The 18,074-nt window shown below is 69.7% G+C and carries 16 protein-coding genes and 1 pseudogene; 2 read left to right on the top strand and 15 right to left on the bottom strand.

Annotated elements, in window-relative coordinates:
• Positions 1-51 precede the first annotated feature (51 nt).
• The gene (atzF, locus tag STSP_RS26830; protein ID WP_067283209.1) at positions 52-1,722 is read left to right on the top strand and encodes an allophanate hydrolase; all 1,671 of its coding nucleotides are present in this window, start codon (positions 52-54) and stop codon (positions 1,720-1,722) included.
• 29 nt (positions 1,723-1,751) lie between these two features.
• Here the strand turns inward: atzF and STSP_RS26825 are convergent, their stop codons facing one another.
• The 12 genes and pseudogenes from STSP_RS26825 to STSP_RS26770 form a co-directional block, all read right to left on the bottom strand.
• Positions 1,752-4,565 carry a DEAD/DEAH box helicase gene (locus STSP_RS26825; protein WP_067283207.1) on the bottom strand — a complete coding sequence of 938 codons (2,814 nt, stop codon included), beginning with the start codon at positions 4,563-4,565 and terminating at the stop codon, positions 1,752-1,754.
• Between the two features lie 93 nt (positions 4,566-4,658).
• Positions 4,659-5,549 carry a diacylglycerol kinase gene (locus tag STSP_RS26820; protein WP_067283206.1) on the bottom strand — a complete coding sequence of 297 codons (891 nt, stop codon included), beginning with the start codon at positions 5,547-5,549 and terminating at the stop codon, positions 4,659-4,661.
• Between the two features lie 33 nt (positions 5,550-5,582).
• On the bottom strand, positions 5,583-6,539 hold the full coding sequence (tatC, locus tag STSP_RS26815) for a twin-arginine translocase subunit TatC (RefSeq protein ID WP_067283205.1): 957 nt from the start codon (positions 6,537-6,539) through the stop codon (positions 5,583-5,585).
• A gap of 47 nt (positions 6,540-6,586) precedes the next feature.
• Positions 6,587-6,868: a Sec-independent protein translocase subunit TatA gene (gene tatA / locus STSP_RS26810; RefSeq protein WP_067283203.1), complete on the bottom strand. Its 282-nt coding sequence runs from the start codon at positions 6,866-6,868 to the stop codon at positions 6,587-6,589.
• A 236-nt stretch (positions 6,869-7,104) separates the two neighbouring features.
• Positions 7,105-7,302 carry a hypothetical protein gene (locus STSP_RS26805; protein WP_067283201.1) on the bottom strand — a complete coding sequence of 66 codons (198 nt, stop codon included), beginning with the start codon at positions 7,300-7,302 and terminating at the stop codon, positions 7,105-7,107.
• A 10-nt stretch (positions 7,303-7,312) separates the two neighbouring features.
• Positions 7,313-7,597: a CpXC domain-containing protein gene (locus tag STSP_RS26800; protein WP_067283199.1), complete on the bottom strand. Its 285-nt coding sequence runs from the start codon at positions 7,595-7,597 to the stop codon at positions 7,313-7,315.
• Positions 7,598-8,199: 602 nt separating this feature from the next.
• A pseudogene (locus STSP_RS26795) lies at positions 8,200-9,177 on the bottom strand (helix-turn-helix transcriptional regulator); the annotation flags it as partial.
• 15 nt (positions 9,178-9,192) lie between these two features.
• Positions 9,193-10,146, bottom strand: coding sequence for a helix-turn-helix transcriptional regulator (locus STSP_RS26790; protein ID WP_067283198.1), 954 nt, complete (start codon positions 10,144-10,146; stop codon positions 9,193-9,195).
• A gap of 231 nt (positions 10,147-10,377) precedes the next feature.
• Positions 10,378-10,752: an FKBP-type peptidyl-prolyl cis-trans isomerase gene (locus STSP_RS26785; RefSeq protein WP_067283196.1), complete on the bottom strand. Its 375-nt coding sequence runs from the start codon at positions 10,750-10,752 to the stop codon at positions 10,378-10,380.
• Positions 10,753-10,795: 43 nt separating this feature from the next.
• Positions 10,796-11,782, bottom strand: coding sequence for an FKBP-type peptidyl-prolyl cis-trans isomerase (locus STSP_RS26780; protein WP_067283194.1), 987 nt, complete (start codon positions 11,780-11,782; stop codon positions 10,796-10,798).
• A 154-nt stretch (positions 11,783-11,936) separates the two neighbouring features.
• Positions 11,937-13,298 carry a Pup--protein ligase gene (gene pafA, locus STSP_RS26775; protein WP_067283192.1) on the bottom strand — a complete coding sequence of 454 codons (1,362 nt, stop codon included), beginning with the start codon at positions 13,296-13,298 and terminating at the stop codon, positions 11,937-11,939.
• 9 nt (positions 13,299-13,307) lie between these two features.
• The gene (locus STSP_RS26770) at positions 13,308-14,567 is read right to left on the bottom strand and encodes an MFS transporter (RefSeq protein WP_067283190.1); all 1,260 of its coding nucleotides are present in this window, start codon (positions 14,565-14,567) and stop codon (positions 13,308-13,310) included.
• A 187-nt stretch (positions 14,568-14,754) separates the two neighbouring features.
• On the opposite strand from STSP_RS26770, the gene STSP_RS26765 reads away from it, so the two are divergent.
• Positions 14,755-15,762, top strand: a complete 1,008-nt coding sequence (locus STSP_RS26765; RefSeq protein WP_067283189.1) for a LacI family DNA-binding transcriptional regulator — start codon at positions 14,755-14,757, stop codon at positions 15,760-15,762.
• A gap of 96 nt (positions 15,763-15,858) precedes the next feature.
• On the opposite strand, the gene prcA is transcribed toward STSP_RS26765, so the two are convergent.
• The 3 genes from prcA to STSP_RS37540 form a co-directional block, all read right to left on the bottom strand.
• Positions 15,859-16,617, bottom strand: a complete 759-nt coding sequence (prcA, locus tag STSP_RS26760) for a proteasome subunit alpha (protein ID WP_067283187.1) — start codon at positions 16,615-16,617, stop codon at positions 15,859-15,861.
• A 75-nt stretch (positions 16,618-16,692) separates the two neighbouring features.
• Complete coding sequence (gene prcB / locus STSP_RS26755) at positions 16,693-17,538, bottom strand: proteasome subunit beta (RefSeq protein WP_067283185.1); 846 nt, start codon at positions 17,536-17,538, stop codon at positions 16,693-16,695.
• A complete protein-coding gene (locus STSP_RS37540; protein ID WP_332835394.1) occupies positions 17,490-18,002 on the bottom strand; it encodes an endonuclease VII domain-containing protein in 513 nt (170 codons plus the stop codon). Before STSP_RS37540 ends, prcB begins: the two co-directional genes overlap by 49 nt.
• Positions 18,003-18,074 lie beyond the last annotated feature (72 nt).

Raw genomic sequence — 18,074 nt, 5'->3', positions numbered from 1 at the left:
AAACCGCCCATGGCCCGCACCCGACAAACCACGCCCAGCCAAGGAGCACAGATGTCGTCCCCCACGGTGACCAGAGTCCGCGCAGCGTACGCCCGCATAGCGGCGGTGGACCGCCCGGAGGTCTGGATCGACCTACGCCCCCAGGCGGAGGTCGAACAGGAAGCCGCGGCACTGGACGCCCAAGCCGCCGCAGGCAACCCCCTCCCGCTCGCAGGAAAACTGCTCGCGGTGAAGGGCAACATAGACGTCGCGGGCCTCCCCACGACGGCAGGCTGCCCCTCATACGCGTACAACCCGACCGCCGACGCCCCGGCGGTCGCCCGCCTCCGCGCAGCAGGCGCGCTAGTTCTCGGCACAACCAACCTGGACCAGTTCGCCACCGGCCTGGTGGGCACCCGCTCCCCCTACGGAGCGGTACGGAACGCTCACGACCCGGCCAGGGTCAGCGGCGGCTCCAGCGCGGGCTCAGCCGTAGCCGTCGCGCTGGGCATCGCGGACTTCGCGCTGGGCACGGACACCGCCGGCTCCGGGAGAGTCCCCGCGGCCTTCAACGGCATCGTCGGCCTCAAGCCGACCCGCGGCCTGGTCCCGACGGACGGCGTCGTCCCGGCCTGCGCCTCGATCGACTGCGTCACCGTCTTCGCCCGTACGCTCCCGGAGGCCGAGCAGGCCCTGTCGTACATGGCGTCGCCGTCCGCCCGCGAGCTGCCTCCCCTCCCGCAACGTACGCCGGGCCCGTGGCGCATCGCCGTCCCCGACCGCGCCCAGCTCGGGGAGCTGGACCCGGGCTGGGCCGAGGCATACCAAGCCGCAGCCACCCAACTCGTCTCAGCCGGAGCCGAGCTACGGCCCGTCGACCTCGCCCCGTTCACCGACGCGGCCGCGATGCTCTACGAGGGCGCCTTCGTCTCCGAGCGCTACACGGCCGTGGGGAGCTTTATCGACAAGTCAATCGACGCGGGAGCGAGCGATCTGGACCCGACGGTCGCCGGGATCATCACCCGCGCCCGCGACATCCCCGCCCACCGCCTCTACGCGGACCAGGAGCGGCTGGCCGCGCTGCGTACGAAGGCCATGGCGTCCCTCGGTGACGCTGACGCCCTGCTTCTGCCCACGACTCCCGGCCACCCGACCATCGCCGAGGTGACCGCAGACCCCCTGGGGGCCAACGCCCGCCTCGGCCGGTTCACCAACTCCACAAACCTCTTCGACCTCACGGCCGTCGCGGTTCCGGCCGGCGAGGTGGACGGCCTGCCGTTCGGTGTCATGCTGATCGGTCCGGCGTTCACGGACGAACGCCTGGCACGGGTCGCTCGTCTCCTCACCCCGCCGGCGCGTGTCGCCGTGGTGGGCGCACACCTGTCGGGCCAGCCACTCAACCCCCAACTGCTCGCGCTCGGCGCCCAGTTGGAGCGTACGACCAAGACCGCGCCCGTCTACCGGCTGCACGCCCTGCGGACCACCCCGCCCAAGCCGGGCCTGGTCCACGTCGGCGAGGGCGGTGCCGCCATCGAGACGGAGGTGTGGCGCCTGCCCACCGAGGGCCTCGGACGACTGCTCGCCACCCTCCCCCGCCCGATGACCCTGGGCCGCGTCGAACTCGCCGACGGCACCTCCGTACCCGGGTTCCTCTGTGAACCGGGCGCGCTCGACGGGGCAGAGGACATCACGCGGTACGGAGGCTGGCGGAGCTACCTGGAGTCAGGCCCGGACGCTGGGTGAGCCGGGCGCTATCCAACCGAAAGGCCCGCTCACCCCACCGACGAGTACGCCACGACACCCCGCAGCAACGCGTCCACCGCCTTGCGGGCGTTCTTCGGCACCGTCGAGCCATCGACCGGTGCGGCGGCCGAGATCTGCCCCAGGACGTCGATGACCTGCTTGCACCAGCGCACGAAGTCGCCGGCGGGCATCTCCGCCTCGGTCAGCACCTCGTCGAGTCCCTTGCCGGAGGCCCACATGTACGCGGCCCAGGCGAAGCCGAGGTCGGGTTCGCGCTGGCCGACGCCCTCGGCCTGGTTGATCCGGAAGTCCTCCTCCAGGGCGTCGAGACGGCCCCAGATGCGGACCATCTCGCCGAGCGCCGCCTTGGCCTTCCCCGACGGCAGCTTGGGGGCGAGCGCGTCGTCCCCGACCCGTGCCTCGTACACCAACGCCGAGACACATGCGGCCAGTTCGGCGGGGTTCAGCCCCTCCCACACGCCTTCGCGCAGGCATTCGCTGGCCAGCAGGTCCAGCTCGCCGTAGAGCCTGGCGAGGCGCTTGCCGTGCTCGGTGACCTCGTTGCCCCGCAGGTAGTCGAGCTCGGTGAGCAGGGCGACGATGCGGTCGAAGGTCCGCGCGATCGTGTTCGTACGCCCCTCTATGCGCCGCTCGAGCTGCTTGGTGTCCCGCAGCAGCCGGTGATAGCGCTCGGCCCAGCGGGCGTGGTCCTCGCGCTCGTCGCAGCCGTGGCACGGGTGGGCGCGGAGTTCGGTGCGCAGACGGGCTATCTGCCGGTCGTCCGCGGCCGCCGACCGCTTCTTGCGGTGCCGGTCCGGCACGATGTGCCCGGCCTTGGTGCGCAGCGCGGACGCGAGGTCGCGGCGGGACTGGGGGCTGCGCGGGTTGAACGACTTGGGGATGCGCATCCGCTCCAGCGGCTCGACGGGCACCGGGAAGTCCATCGTGGCGAGCCGCTTGACCTGCCGCTCGGCCGTGAGCACGAGCGGGCGCGGCCCGTCGATGTGCTCCATGCCGCGGTGGCCGTTGGTGCGCCCGGCGGGCAGGCCGGGGTCCAGAACAAGCGCAAGGCCGGCGAACTTGCCGGTCGGGACGTGGATGACGTCGCCCGGCTTGAGCTTCTCCAGCGCGACCGCCGCCTCGGCCCGGCGCTGCGCGGCGCCCTGCCTGGCCAGCTCGGTCTCGCGGTCCTTCAGCTCCCGGCGCAGGCGCGCGTACTCCTCGAAGTCGCCCAGGTGGCAGGTCATCGAGGCCTTGTAGCCCTGCAGGCCCTCCTCGTTGCGCTGGACCTGCCGGGAGATGCCGACGACCGACTTGTCGGCCTGGAACTGCGCGAACGACGTCTCAAGCAGCTCGCGGGAGCGGTGCCTGCCGAACTGCTCGACGAGGTTGACCGCCATGTTGTACGACGGCTTGAAGCTGGACCGCAGCGGGTACGTGCGCGTGCCGGCGAGGCCCGCGACCTGCTCGGGGTTCATTCCGCGCTGCCACAGCACCACGGCGTGGCCCTCGACGTCGATGCCGCGGCGTCCCGCACGGCCCGTCAGCTGCGTGTACTCACCGGGCGTGATGTCGGCGTGCTGCTCGCCGTTCCACTTGACGAGCTTCTCCAACACGACCGAACGCGCTGGCATGTTGATGCCCAGGGCGAGGGTCTCGGTGGCGAACACGGCCTTCACGAGGCCGCGTACGAAGAGCTCCTCGACGACCTCCTTGAAGGTCGGCAGCATGCCCGCGTGGTGCGCCGCGATGCCGCGCTCGAGGCCCTCCAGCCACTCGTAGTAGCCCAGGACGTGCAGGTCCTCGCCCGGGATGGAGGCGGTGCGCTCCTCGACGATCTCGCGGACCTTCGCCCGCGCCTCCTCGTCGTTGAGCCGCAGGCCCGCGTACAGGCACTGCTGGACGGCCGCCTCGCACGCGGCGCGGCTGAAGATGAACGTGATGGCGGGCAGCAGCCCTTCGGCGTCGAGCCGCTCGATGACCTCGGGCCGGCCCGGCGTCCAGATCCGCGATCGCTGCCGCCGCTCCCGCTCGCGGTCGGCCTCGCGCAGGTTGTTCCTGCCGCGGCGCCGGTCGCGGCCGCCGAACGGGCGGCTGTCCTCCATGCGCGCCATGCGCGTCAGGTCGGGGTTGACGGCCTTCTTGTGGCCCTCGCCCTCCTCGAAGAGGTCGTACATCCGGCGCCCGGCCAGCACGTGCTGGAACAGCGGCACGGGCCGGTGCTCCGAGACGATCACCTCGGTGTCGCCGCGCACGGTGTCGAGCCAGTCGCCGAACTCCTCGGCGTTCGACACGGTGGCCGACAGGGACACCAGCGTCACCGACTCGGGGAGGTGGATGATCACTTCCTCCCAGACGGCGCCGCGGAAGCGGTCGGAGAGGTAGTGCACCTCATCCATCACGACATAGCCGAGGCCGAGGAGGGACTGCGAGCCCGAGTAGAGCATGTTGCGCAGCACCTCGGTGGTCATGACCACGATCGGCGCTTCGGAGTTGATGCTGTTGTCGCCGGTCAGCAGGCCGACCTTGCCGGGGCCGTAGCGCTTGGTCAGGTCGGTGTACTTCTGGTTGGAGAGCGCCTTGATCGGCGTCGTGTAGAAGCACTTCTTGCCCTGCCGGAGGGCGAGGTGGACGGCGAACTCGCCGACGACCGTCTTGCCGGAGCCGGTCGGCGCGGCCACCAGCACGCCCTTGCCCGCCTCCAGCGCCTGGCAGGCCTCGATCTGGTAGGGGTCGAGGCCGAAGTCGTACAGCTCACGGAAGGAGGCGAGCGCGGTGGCCTGCTCGGCAGCGCGCTTACGTGCTGCCGCGTACCGCTCGGCCGGAGAGAGGTCCTCTGTCATCGTGCTTTCGAGATTACCGGGACGCACTGACAACCGACGATCATTAACCGTATCGTCACGTAACCGCTGGTCAGCGCGTGGACCCGCGGACCTTCACGGTCCGAGGACGCGAACGCCCCCCGGCACGCACTCGGCGACGAGCGGCAGCGGTCCGAGCGGCTCCCCGTCCGCATACCCCGTGACCTCCTCGGCCACGAGCTCGACCCGGGCGGCGCGGTGCACGGTGACCTTGGGGTGCTCGAGGTGCGTGCCCTTGTACACGCGCGGGAAGACCCGCAGCAGTGTGCTGCGGCTGCAGTCCCCCACCACCGTGATGTCGAAGAGCCCGTCGGTCAGGTCGGCCCCGGCACAGATCTTCATGCCGCCGCCGTACGAGGTTCCGTTCCCGACCGCGACGAGGGTCGCCTCGACCTCGTGGACGGCCCCGCCGTCCAGCGTGATCCGGTACGGGAGGGGCCGGAAGGCGGCGAGTTCGGCGACCATCGCGAGGTCGTACTTGAAGCGCCCGGCCGGCAGCCGCATCCGGTTGCCCCGGTCGTTGACCCGGGAGTCGAAGCCGGAGGCGAGGACGGTGCCGAACCAGGTGCCGTCGACCCGCCCCAGGTCGATGTCGCGCAGTTGGTCTTCCTTCAGGGCCTGCGCGACGGTGCGGGCCGCCGCCGCGGGGTCGCGTACCGGCAGTCCCAGGGCCCGCGCGAAGTCGTTGCCCGTGCCCACGGCCACGATCCCGAGCGGTGTCCGCGTCCCCGCGACCGCCTGCAGGGCGAGGTTCGCCATGCCGTCGCCGCCGACGGCTATCAGCGCGCCGGTGCCGCTCTCGACGGCTTCCCGGGCCCTGCGCAGCCCGTCGGCCGCGTCGGCGCCGAGGATCGTACGCACGGAGAAGCCGGCCGTGCGCAAAGCCGAAGCGGCCGGCTGCGCCGCATGAGCGCCCCGGCCGCGTCCCGCGGTGGGGTTGACGAAGAGGGTGATCTCGCTGGTCACCGGGGGACCCTACAGCGAGCCACCCTCGTCACGTCAGGTCACGTCGTCGAATCCGTTGATCCGGTCGCGGTCGGAGCTCGCCTGCTCGGGCAGTGCCGGGGTGGCGGAGACGGTTTCGATCTCGCCGATGTCCTCGGGGGTGAGGTCCAGATCGGAGGCCTCGTCGTCGGCGGGGCCCTCTGCGTCGCGCCTTGCTCGACGCCGGTCGTTCAGCACCGCGACGCCGGTCGCAACGAAGTACAGCACCGAGATCGGCCCGGCCAGCGCGAGCATGGAGATCGGGTCGGTGCTGGGCGTGGCGATCGCTGCGAAGAGCGTGATCCCCATGACCATGCCGCGCCACCAGCCGAGCATCCGCTCACCGGAGATGACGCCTCCGAAGTTCAGCACGACCAGCAGCAGCGGCAGCTCGAAGGCAAGGCCGAAGATGATGATCATCCGCATGATGAGGCTGATCAGATCGTCCAGCGGCAGCAGGTTGTCGCTGCCGATGATGGAGAACTGGATCATCACCTCCGCCATCTTCGGCAGCGACCAGTACGCGAAATAGGCACCCAGGAGGAACAGCGGAAAACCAGCACCGACAATGCCGAGCGAGTACTTCTTCTCGTTCCTGTGCAGACCAGGAGCGATGAAGCCCCACAGCTGGTACAGCCAGACCGGTGAGGCGAGCACCAGGCCGGATGTGAAAGAGACACTGAGCGCCAGCGTGAAGGGGCTGAGCAGGCCGTTCTGAGTGATGCGCGCACAGGTCTTGGTCTGGGTCTCCTGCAGCTCCGCGAGGCTCATCTTGCATCCCACGGCCTCGAGAATCGGATTCGTGAAGAACTCGAGGATGTTCTTGTAGAACATGAACGAGATGACCGTGGTCACGACAACGGCCAGCAGGCTCTTCACCAGGCGGTTACGCAGCTCACGCAGGTGCTCCACGAGGGGCATCCGCCCCTCGGGGTCCTTCTCTTCCTTTTGCTTGCGGGCAGACTTGAGCAACCCACGTCCTCATCTCGTGCGGCGGGCCGGCCCTCACCGGCCCTGCGTCAGCGCTTGGTCGTGTCCGTCGGCTCGGTGACCGGCCGGGAGCTGGTCACATCGCCGGGCGCGGCCTGGATGGTGCGCTGAGCCGGGGGCTGCTCGTTGTTCGGCGGGTCGGCCGGGGCCGTCTGCTGCCCCTCCGCCTTCATCGCCTTGGCCTCGCTCTTGAGGATGCGCGCGGACTTGCCGAGCGAGCGCGCCATGTCGGGAAGCTTCTTCGCGCCGAAAAGCAGGATGATGACGACGAGGATGAGAATGATCTCGGGTGCGCCGAGCCTTCCGAACATATGCGTTTACCTTCTCACCGAGGCGGCAGGGGCGGGGTTGCTGCCCGACTGATCGGACTGCTGTCCGACCACCGTGCTGGCAGCGATCGTAACGCTCAGGGGTGAACGCGGGGCAATCCCTGTGCGTACTCCCAGTCTGCGGGCCCGCGCCTCGTTCTCCGGGCCGCGATTCAGCAGCGTACCTGCCGAACCTGGGAAGTAGACAGGGAGAAGCTGTCTGAGAAGCTTTCGAAAGCTCAAAGAACGTCCCTGGTCGAGCGCGCGGCGCCGGCTGCCGCGCGCTCGAGGTCCTCGGCCGCGCGATGTATGCGACGTGCGGAGTCGTCGACCTGACGCCCCAGCCGCTGGGCCTCCACGAAGACCCGGACGGCCAGTACTCCGAGGACGGCAAGCCCACAGAAACCCACAGCGATCGCCAGCATCGGCCAGAACATGCCGGTCAGCCTAGACGGTCGAGTGGAGGCGCAGCGTCCGCACTCCGCCGCCGGTGAGGAGTTCCACGATGCGTTCGCCCGCGGGCTTGCGCACCGCGGCTCCGCACTCGGGGCAGGTGAACGAGTAGAAGGTGGTGCGGCGGCTGGCGCCGATGGCGAGGCGCAGCGCACCGGCGGCGAGCTCGAAGCGGGCGCGGCAGTCGGGACAGGCGGCCCTGAAGACCACGGGTGCCTGCCGGGGCACCTCGGCTATGGCCGGTGCCTCCTGCGTCCCGGACGTCGCCGAACTGCTCACAGCGCATGCTCCTGCCTGTCGTATGGCTGGTCCCCGGAGGCTGCCGCGGCCTCAGCGGACCTGGAGGCCGGTGCCTCGGCCTGCTGCCCGGCGGGCGCCTGGGCCTGCCTGCAGACCCTGCGGTACGGCCCGTCGGTCGGAACGTCTGCGCGCGCCCCGGCCTGCGCACCGAGCCCGCCGTCCAGCCCGTCGACCGGTGCGCCTGCGGGCGTCCCGGTCATGCTTTTCGCACCGTCGGCCGATTGCCTGGCCGATGCGTCCACCGAACCACCCTGCCTGGCGACGAAGGCGTCGGCCGCCCGGCCGTACGGGGCATCTGCCGAAGCGTCGGCCACCTCGCCCACCGGAGTGGCTTCAGGTGCCCCTGGGGCGGCTTGGGGTGTCCCGGCCCGCGACCCCTGCACGCCGTTCCCGCCCCCGCCCAGGTGCCCGGCTGATGCGTCCGCCCGGCCATCCCGCCCTCCGGCCGAGGCGTCGGCCTCTCCGCACCGCTCGCCGGGCAGTTGACCGCCCCGCGTGTCGGCCGGCTCGCCGGTCGACGTGCCCGGGCGCCCGGCGCGCGGGGCTTCCGGCCGTCCGCCGGTGGGGTCCCCGGCAGGCGGACGCGGCTGGTGCGGGCCGGTGCCGACCGGCTCGTCATACGCCGCAAGCGCCTCGCGCGCCGCCCGCTGGGCGCTCTCCGCGAGGTCCTGCGGGGAGACGATCCGTCCGTCCCGGCCGAGCCGCAGCGCGAGCCTGCGCAGGCTGGCGGGGTCAGGCGTGCGCAGCGTGATGCGCAGGCCGCCCTCGGGCAGCTCCTCGGCGCTGTCGTGCGGGTAGTACTCGGCGACCCAGCGGCCGCCGGGCCCGACCTCGACGACCACCTCGGGGTCCTCGGCCGCGGGCTGGACCAGCCCCTCGGACAGGTCACGCAGCTCGACCTCGGGCGGCGCCGACGGCTCGTCGAGGATCCTGATCTCCGCGACGCGGTCGAGCCGGAAGGTGCGCCGCGCCTCGGAACGGCGGCACCACGCCTCCACATACGTGTGGCCGACGCTCACCAGCCGGATCGGGTCGATCTCGCGCTCGGTGAGCTCGTCGCGGGCGGGCGAGTAGTAGCGGATCCACAGCCTGCGCCGCTCGGAGATCGCCCGGTCGACGTCCGCGAAGACGCCGCCCTCGGACTCGAAGGTGACCGAGAGCCGGGCGCTGGCGCCGGCCGCCTCGCCCGCCGCGGCCTCCAGCTTCGCGGTGGCGCGCAGCAGCGCCTGCCGGTCGCTCTCGCGCAGGCCCGGCAGCGTCGCGACGGCCCGCGCGGCGACGAGCAACGCGGTGGCCTCGTCGGCGGCGATCCGCAGCGGCTCGGCGACATCGTCCGGGTTGTGCCACCAGATGCGCTCGCCGTCGGTGTCGATGTCGAGCAGGTCGCCACCGCGGAAGCTGGTCCCGCACAGCGGCAGTACGTCCAGGTCGGAGATCAGCTCGTCCTCGGTGATCCCGAAGGCGCGGGCCACGTCGGCGACGCGCGCGCCGGGCCGCTCCCGCAGATACGTCACCAGGGAGAGCATCCGCCGGGTCTGGTCGATGGCGTTGGCTGCCATGTCGGTTACGTCCCCTCAGCCCTTGGCCACGGCGCGCAGCCGGTCCACGACGTCCGCCCGCAGCTCGGCGGGCTCCAGGACCACCACGTCGGGCCCGAACTCCACCAGCCAGGCGTCCAGGCCGTGCCCGTACGGAATCTCCAACTCGTCCCAGCCGTCGCCGAGTTCCGTTACGGAGACGGCCTTGGCGCGCAGCGGGTACCCCGCGCCCGCGCGCAGCCTGATCTGGGCGCTGCGGTCGGCGATCTCGCCCGCCCAGCTCGCGACGGTCTCGCGGACGGTGACGACGTCGGGCACGGCGGTGGTGAACTTTCCGGGACGGTTGCGGACCTTCCCGGTGATACGGGAGAGGCGGAAGACGCGCTCGGCGGCGCGCTCGCGGTCCCAGCCGGCCAGGTACCAGTGGCCGCGCCAGCACTCCAGCGCCCAGGGCTCGACCTGGCGCAGCTCGGGGCGGGCCGCGGTGGCCTTGCGGTACTCGAAGGCGACCGGGCGGCGGTCGCGGCAGGCGAGCATCAGCGGTTCGAATGCCGCTTCGTGGACGGGGATGTGCGGCTCCAGTGCGCCATGCGCCCCGTAGGGATCGACGTCCTCGGGAAGGCCCGCGGCGCGCAGCTTCTGCAGGGCGCCGCTGGCGGCTCCGGCGAGCCTCGCCTGCTGCCAGACCTTGGCGGCGAGGCCGAGCGCGGCGGCCTCCTCGGCGTCGAGCGTGACCGGGGGAAGCCGGTTGCTGTCGCGGCGCGCCAGGTAGCCGACCTCGCCGTCGAGGTTCTCCACCGTCTCGATGACCAGGCCGAGCTCGCGCAGATCGTCCTTGTCCCGCTCGAACATGCGGTTGAAGGAGTCGTCCGAGCCGGCTTCCAGGTAGGCCTCGATGGAGCCGCGCAGCTCGCGCTTGCTGAGCGGCCGCCGCGTCCCGAGCAGACACAGCGCCAGATTCATCAGCCGCTCGGCCTTGGAGATGGCCATCGACGCCCTTCCCTATGATGCTTCGATCGTCGACCGTACCGCTCCGCGGTGTCGCGGCAAAAGCCGAGGGCCCATGCCAGAAGGCATGGGCCCACTCCTGACCGGTTGTGATCAGGGCTGCTGACCGGATGTGATCAGCACTCCCGACTCACCGGGTGTGACCGGATGTGATCACTCAGGGTGTCCGGCCGGTCGGCCCAGGCGTTCCGATCGGCCGGACAGGGTGTCGGTTCAGACCGCGACCAGGTCGCAGACGAAGATCAGGGTCTCGCCCGGCTTGATGCGGCCGCCGCCGGCGCCGCGGTCGCCGTACGCGAGGTGCGCAGGGATGGTCAGCTGGCGGCGCCCGCCGACCTTCATGCCCTGCACGCCCCGGTCCCATCCGGCGATGACCTGGCCGACGCCCAGCTGGAACTGCAGCGGCGTGCCGCGGTTCCAGGACGCGTCGAACTCCTCGCCGGTGGAGAAGGCCACGCCCACGTAGTGGACGGAGACGGTGTCGCCCGCCTTCGCCTCCGGGCCGTCGCCCTCCCAGATGTCCTTGATCTCGAGGTCCGCCGGGGGCTCGCCGCCCGGGAAGTCGATCTCAGGCTTCTCGATGCTCACGTGAAATGCTCCTGCTTGGTACGGATGGGCAACGCGGACAGTCTTACATCTTCGCCAGGATGTCGACGGAGAAGACCAGCGTGGAGTCCTTCTTGATGTCGCTGCCGCTCGGCGGGTTGTCGCCGTAGCCGAGGGCCGGCGGGACGACGACGAGGACACGGCTGCCGACCTTCTTGCCGGTCAGGCCCTGCGACCAGCCCTTGACGACCTGCTGCAGGGAGAACGAGGCGAGCTGGCCGCGCGAGTACGTGGAGTCGAACTCCTTGCCGCCGTCCCACAACACGCCCTTGTACTGCACGAGGAGGCTGTCGGTGGCCTTCACCTCCGCGCCGTCGCCCTCGATCACGTAGGTGGCTACGAGCTCCGTCGGGGCGTCCTTCTTGGGGACGTCGATGGAAGGCGCCTTGCCGTCCGTGTTCGTACCGACCTTGGGCAGGTCGATGTCGTCCTGAGCGACGACCCCGCCCTTCGCGGAGCTCTGGGGGCCGAAGGAGTCCACGAGGTCGACGACGAAGACGAGGGTGTCCGTCCCCTTGATGCCCGCCTGCTCGTTGCCCTCGGAGCCGTAGCCCATGGCCGGCGGAATGGCCAGTTCCACCCGGCTGCCGACCTTCTTGCCGACCAGCGCCTGGTCCCATCCGGGAATGACCTGGCCGACCCCGATCGGGAAGACCGAGGGCGCGCCGCGGTCGAAGGAGTTGTCGAAGACCTTGGCCGTGTTCCAGATCTGACCGAGGTAGTGGGCCTGCAGATAGTCGCCCTTGGCAACCTCCGCGCCCTTGCCCTCGATCAGGACCTTCACCGCGAGGTCCTTCGACGGATCACCCGAGCCCTTGGCGACGGTCGGCTTCTCGCCGAACCCCGTACCCGCCGTGACCTCGGGCACCGGCCCGGACACGATCTTCGCGGTGGGCTCCGCCGAGGCGGTGGGGGACGGGCTGGACTCGGCCTTGTCGGCCTTGTCGTCACCGCAGCCGGCAAGCGTGAGCAGGCCGGCCGGAACGGCAAGGAGCAGGGAGCGTCGGCGCACGGTGGGGCCTCGTATCGGTCGATCTTGTAGTTGACGTGCGCGCAACTCTACGGGCAGACGAGGGCGCCGTACGAGGAACGTACGGCGCCCCGCGTTGCGTACTGCTGTTCCCGGTCACACTCGTCTGTTCCCGGTCACACTCGCTGATTCCGCGTCACATCCCGGCGATCAGCTTTTCCACCCTGTCGTCGACCGAACGGAAGGGGTCCTTGCACAGCACGGTGCGCTGCGCCTGGTCGTTGAGCTTGAGGTGCACCCAGTCCACCGTGAAATCGCGGCGCTGCTCCTGGGCACGGCGGATGAAGTCGCCGCGCAGCCGGGCACGAGTGGTCTGCGGGGGCACCGACTTGCCCTCGAAAATCTTCAAGTCGTTGCAGATACGGGCGGCTTGTCCCTTCTTCTCGAGCAGGTAGTACAGCCCGCGACGGCGGTGGATGTCGTGGTAGGCGAGGTCTATCTGCGCGACCCGCGGATGCGACATCGTCATGTTGTGCTTGGTGCGGTACCGCTCGATGAGCTTGTACTTCATCACCCAGTCGATCTCGGTGCCGATCCGGTCGAGGTCCTCCTGCTCGATCGCGTCCAGCGTGCGGCCCCACAGCTCGAGGACCTGCTCGACCGTGCCCGTGCGGATTCCGCGGCGCTCGCAGAAGTCCAGCGCCTTCTCGTAGTACTCGCGCTGCACCTCGAGCGCGGAGGCCTCCCGGCCGCTGGCGAGGCGCACCTTGCGGCGGCCCGTGATGTCGTGGCTGACCTCGCGGATCGCCCGGATCGGGTTCTCCAGCGTGAGGTCCCGCATGACCGTGCCCGCCTCGATCATGCGCAGCACCAGGTCGGTCGCGCCGACCTTCAGCAGCATCGTCGTCTCCGACATGTTGGAGTCGCCGACGATGACGTGCAGCCTGCGGTAACGCTCGGCGTCCGCGTGCGGCTCGTCGCGGGTGTTGATGATGGGCCGGGAGCGGGTCGTGGCGGAGCTGACGCCCTCCCAGATGTGCTCGGCACGCTGACTCACGCAGTACACGGCGCCGCGCGGCGTCTGCAGCACCTTGCCCGCGCCGCACAGCAGCTGCCTGGTGACCAGGAACGGAATGAGGATGTCCGCGAGCCGCGAGAACTCCCCGTGCCGCGCCACCAGGTAGTTCTCATGGCAGCCGTAGGAGTTGCCCGCCGAATCGGTGTTGTTCTTGAAGAGGTAGACGTCGCCCGCGATTCCCTCCTCGTGCAGGCGGCGTTCGGCGTCCACGAGCAGGCCTTCCAGAATGCGCTCGCCCGCCTTGTCGTGCGTGACAAGTTCGATCACATTGTCACATTCGGGAGTTGCATATTCCGGATGTGACCCGACGTCGAGATAGAGGCGGGCGCCGTTGCGCAGAAACACATTGCTGCTACGGCCCCATGACACGACACGGCGGAAGAGGTACCGCGCCACCTCGTCAGGAGACAGGCGGCGCTGTCCCCTGAACGTGCACGTGACGCCGTACTCGTTCTCCAGCCCGAAAATGCGGCGGTCCATGACTGAACATTACGCCTGATGCCCAGCAGTGAAACCGGGTTCGACAGCACCGTTTCGATCATTTTCCGAAGCAGCCGCCAACTTCGTGCTGCCACCGGGAGCTGCAAGGACCCGCCCTCCGGCCAGCAGGACAAGCAGCGCGGCGCACGCCACCGCCCCCGGAACCGCGAACCCCCACGCGGCCCCGCCCCACTCCACGACCGGCCCCGCGGCGGCCGTACCCACCGACGCACCCACCGTGAACGTCGTCACCAGCCACGAGAACGCCTCCGTCACCGTGCCGCTCGGCGCATGCCGGTCCACGATGATGAACGCACACGCTATGCACGGCGCCAGGAACACGCCCGCAAGGGCCGTCAGCGCCGTCATCCCGACAGGCCCGGGCATCAGCATCAGCGGCAGATAGAACAGCGCGAGCAGCGCGACCAGACCGCGCAGCCGCCGCTCGGGCGCACCACTCCACTGCCGCGCACCGTACACGGCACCACCGAGGAGGGCACCCAGCCCGATCGCCGCCATCAGCCAGCCGTACACCGCATCGCCCCCGTGCCCGTCGGCGTACGACACGGCGGCCACCGTGATGGAGCCGAGCGCCATCCCCACGAAGAGCAGCGAGGCCAGCAGCACCAGAAGCCCCGGCGAGCGCAGCGCACCCAGCCAGTGCGCCTCCCGGGGCGCCGAGCGCCACGAACGCGACGGCTCGGACACCACCACGGACAGCGCACCCAGCAGACCGACCGCATTGACGATCAGCAGCGCGGCCTGCGCCGACCACAGCGAGACGCACAGCGTGATGAGCAGCGGCCCGACCGTGAACATGACCTCCTGCGCCACAGCATCCATCGCGTACGCCGTGTGCACCTGATCCTCACGCCGCAGGACCTTCGGCCACAGGGCACGCAGGCCACCCTCCAGAGGTGGCGCGAACAGACCGGCGACGATCACCGAGACATGCGCCACCCAGAGCCGGTCGGTGCCGGCGAAGGAGAAGACCGCCGCGCCCAGAGCCGACACGAACGCCGCCGGCAACTGCACACGCGGCTGCCCGTACAGGTCCACGAGCCGCCCCAGCACCGGCTGCCCCACCGCGTTCGCAACGCCGTACACCGCCGCCAGCGCCCCGGCAAGGCTGTACGAACCGCCCTCCGCCCGCACGAACAGCACGATCGCGATCGCCGCGGTGGCATTCGGCAGACGGCCCACCAAGGTGCCCGCGAGCAGCCGCGCCGCATGCCTCGTCCGGAGAATCTCCGCATATCCCGCGGCCATGGCCAGCCCCGCCCTCTCCCCCGCACCGTGGCGCCCGCCGCCCTGCCCGAGGTGATCGAAGTTTTACGTATAACGTCGTCCGCCATACGTACCATGAGCCCAGTTCCCCGGTCCACCTCATTGCGCCGGACACCGCCGGGCCGGCAAAGGAGCCGAGTGCACACGGCACAGCACGGAAGGAGCCCCCGTGGCGCGGACCACGAGCAAGGACGTGGCCCGGGCGGCCGGAGTCTCCCAGGCCGCCGTCTCCCTCGTCCTCGGCGACAAATGGCGCGGCCGCGTCTCCGAACCCACCGCCGAACGCGTCCGCGACGCCGCCCGCCAACTCGGCTACCGGCCCAACCTCGCCGCCCGCAACCTCCGCCTCGGCCGCACCCGAACCGCGCTCCTCGTCGTACCGGCCCTCACCAACGAGTTCTTCGCCCGCGTCTACACCGGCGCCGCCCGCATCGCCGCCGAACACGGCTTCGGCGTCGTCCTCTACCCCTCACCCGAGGGCATCGGCCCCGCCCGCGACCCCTTCGACTCCGCAGCAGCCGCCCTCGACGGCGTCATCGCCTCCTCCATGGCCGCCGACGCCCTCGCCGCCATCCGCGGCGACGAACTCCCCCTCGTCATGCTCGACAGCGACCCCGACGAGGGCCCCGGCGCCGCCACCGTCAACCTCGACCTCGCCGACGGCATGCGCCAGATCACCGACCACCTCCTCGCCCTCGGCCACCGGCGCTTCCTGCACATCGCCTCCGCCATCAGCTCCTGGACCTTCGAGGTACGCGCCCGGGCCCTGAGCAGCGCACTCAAGGACATCCCCGGCGCCGAGCTCCGCACCGTCACCACGCCCCTGAGCATCGACGCCTCACGGGACGCCACCGAAGCCGCCCTCACCGCACCAGGCCCCCGCCCCACCGCCCTGATCTGCGACGACGACATCCTCGCCGTCGGCGCCTGCAAAGCCGCACGACGACTCGGCCTACGCATCCCCGAAGACCTCTCCGTGACTGGCTTCGACGACCTCACCCTCGCCACCGCCGTCGACCCGGAACTCACCACCGTGCGGCTCCCCGCGGAACACGTGGGCGAGCGAGGCATGACCGCGCTCCTCGCCGTACTCGACGGCCGGCCCGCGAACGCCGACGACCTGCCCGTCCAGCTCGTCGTACGCAACTCGACAGCACCCCCACCCGCCCAGCCGTGACCGAACAACCCTGCCTGCACACGACCGCGTCCCCGTGACCGAAAGGCAACGGGGACGCGACGCAACAAACAAGGCGAGCGAGGACCACTCCTCCGGCTACTCCTCCTCGGAGTCCTCGACATCGTCCGACGGAGCCTTCGACAGCCCCGACGAACCATCCCCCTCCAGCAGACGCGACAGCTGACGCCCCACAATCCGCTTGAACTTCCGCTTCTGCGGACGCGTACGGTCCAGAACCGCCACCTCCAGCCGCTCCGCGGGGATCTCCCGCTCACTGCCATTGGTGTCCCGCGACAACGCCTGCACAGCCAGCTTCAGGGCCTCCGCAAGCGACATACCGTCCCGATGCCGCTGGTCCAGATAGCTGCTGATCTGCTCCGCATTGCCACCCACCGCGACCGAACCGTGCTCATCCACGATCGACCCGTCATGCGGCAGCCGATAGATCTGGTCACCCTCGGGGGTCTCCCCCACCTCCGCGACCACCAGCTCCACCTCGTACGGCTTCTCCGCCGCACTCGAGAAGATCGTGCCGAGCGTCTGGGCGTAGACGTTCGCCAGACCACGCGCCGTCACGTCATCACGGTCATAGGTGTAACCACGCAGATCCGCATAGCGCACACCGCCGATCCGCAGATTCTCGTACTCGTTGTACTTGCCGGCGGCCGCAAAACCGATCCGGTCATAGATCTCGCTGAACTTGTGCAGCGCACGGGACGGATTCTCACCGACGAACACGATGCCGTCGGCATACTGCAGCACGACCAGGCTGCGACCGCGGGCAATACCCTTCCGGGCATACTCGGCCCGATCGGCCATCGCCTGCTGAGGTGAGACATAGAACGGCGTCGACACCGGCAGTCCGTCCCTTTCTGTCAGAGGTTCTGTCAGTCACGCAAAGGACCCGCAAACGGATCCGACAGACACGGATCAAAGAAGAGCGGCCCGCGGACCGTCAGGCTGCTCCAGACGCCGATCCAGGATCGACCGCGCAATCTGAGAGGACTCATCGTCGGTCAGCTTCCGGAACCCCTCATCGGTGATCACGGTAACAATCGGATAAATACGGCGAGCAACATCCGGACCACCGGTCGCCGAGTCGTCATCAGCCGCGTCGTACAGAGCCTGCACCACAAGCGTCGTGGCCTGCTCCTCGGTCAGATCCTCGCGGTACAGCTTCTTCATCGCCCCACGCGCAAAGAGCGAACCCGAACCCGTCGCCGCAAAGCCATGCTCCTCGGAACGACCACCCGTCACGTCGTACGAGAAGATCCGCCCCTTCTCGCGGTCCACGTCATACCCCGCGAAGAGCGGCACCACCGCCAGCCCCTGCATGGCCATACCCAGGTTGGAACGGATCATCGTGGACAGCCGGTTCGCCTTGCCCTCCAGCGAGAGCTGCGTCCCCTCCACCTTCTCGAAGTGCTCCAGCTCCAGCTGGAACAGCTTCACCATCTCCACGGCCAGACCGGCCGTACCGGCGATACCCACCGCCGAGTACTCATCAGCCGGGAACACCTTCTCGATGTCCCGCTGCGCGATCACATTACCCATCGTCGCCCGCCGGTCACCGGCGAGCACCACACCACCGGGGAACGACACAGCGACGATCGTCGTGCCGTGCGGCGCCTCGATGACACCCTGCACGGGCGGCAGTGACCGCTTGCCCGGCAGCAGCTCCGGCTGGTGCTCTGCCAGGAAGTCCATGAAGGACGAGGACCCAGGCGTCAGGAAGGCAGCTGGTAGACGCCCGGTGCTACGAGTGTTGGCTTCCACGGGTTCCCTTCCACATAAGCAGCGGCCCGCCTCATGGCGTCCGGTTGATCCTTGAGCTGTCCAAGAGCCGCGTTGCAGCTGAAGCACAGTACGCCACGGACCCTACCCGTCTCATGGCAGTGATCCACATGTTCGGGCCGAGCCGACAAACAGATCACGCACACCCCGCCCTGCCCAGCGATCAAGCCCTCCAACTCGTCCGGCGTCAAGCCGTACTTACGCTTGAAGTAGCTCACGCGATTTCGCTGCGCGCGGCACTCGCGGCAGTAGCTTGCCCAGCCATCAGACGAAGACTTGTTGCGCTCCCACTGATCATGCGGCCTCACCTCACCACATTGCGGGCAGCGCTTGAACCCTTCAGGAACCGACACCTTAGGCCGGACCGTCTTGCCCTTGGCCTCTTGACGCTGCCGGTAATACTCCGCGGAGCACTCCCGGCAGTACACCTGGAGACCATCACCCATGGATTTGTTACTGGCGAACGCTGCCCGCGGCTTGCTCTCGCTACACCGCGAGCAGCGTTTCATCCCCGGTTC

This window comes from Streptomyces jeddahensis (assembly GCF_001642995.1).
GTDB lineage: Bacteria > Actinomycetota > Actinomycetes > Streptomycetales > Streptomycetaceae > Streptomyces > Streptomyces jeddahensis.
Note: the sequence above shows the minus strand (reverse complement) of the source record. Positions and strands in the feature narration are given on the sequence as shown.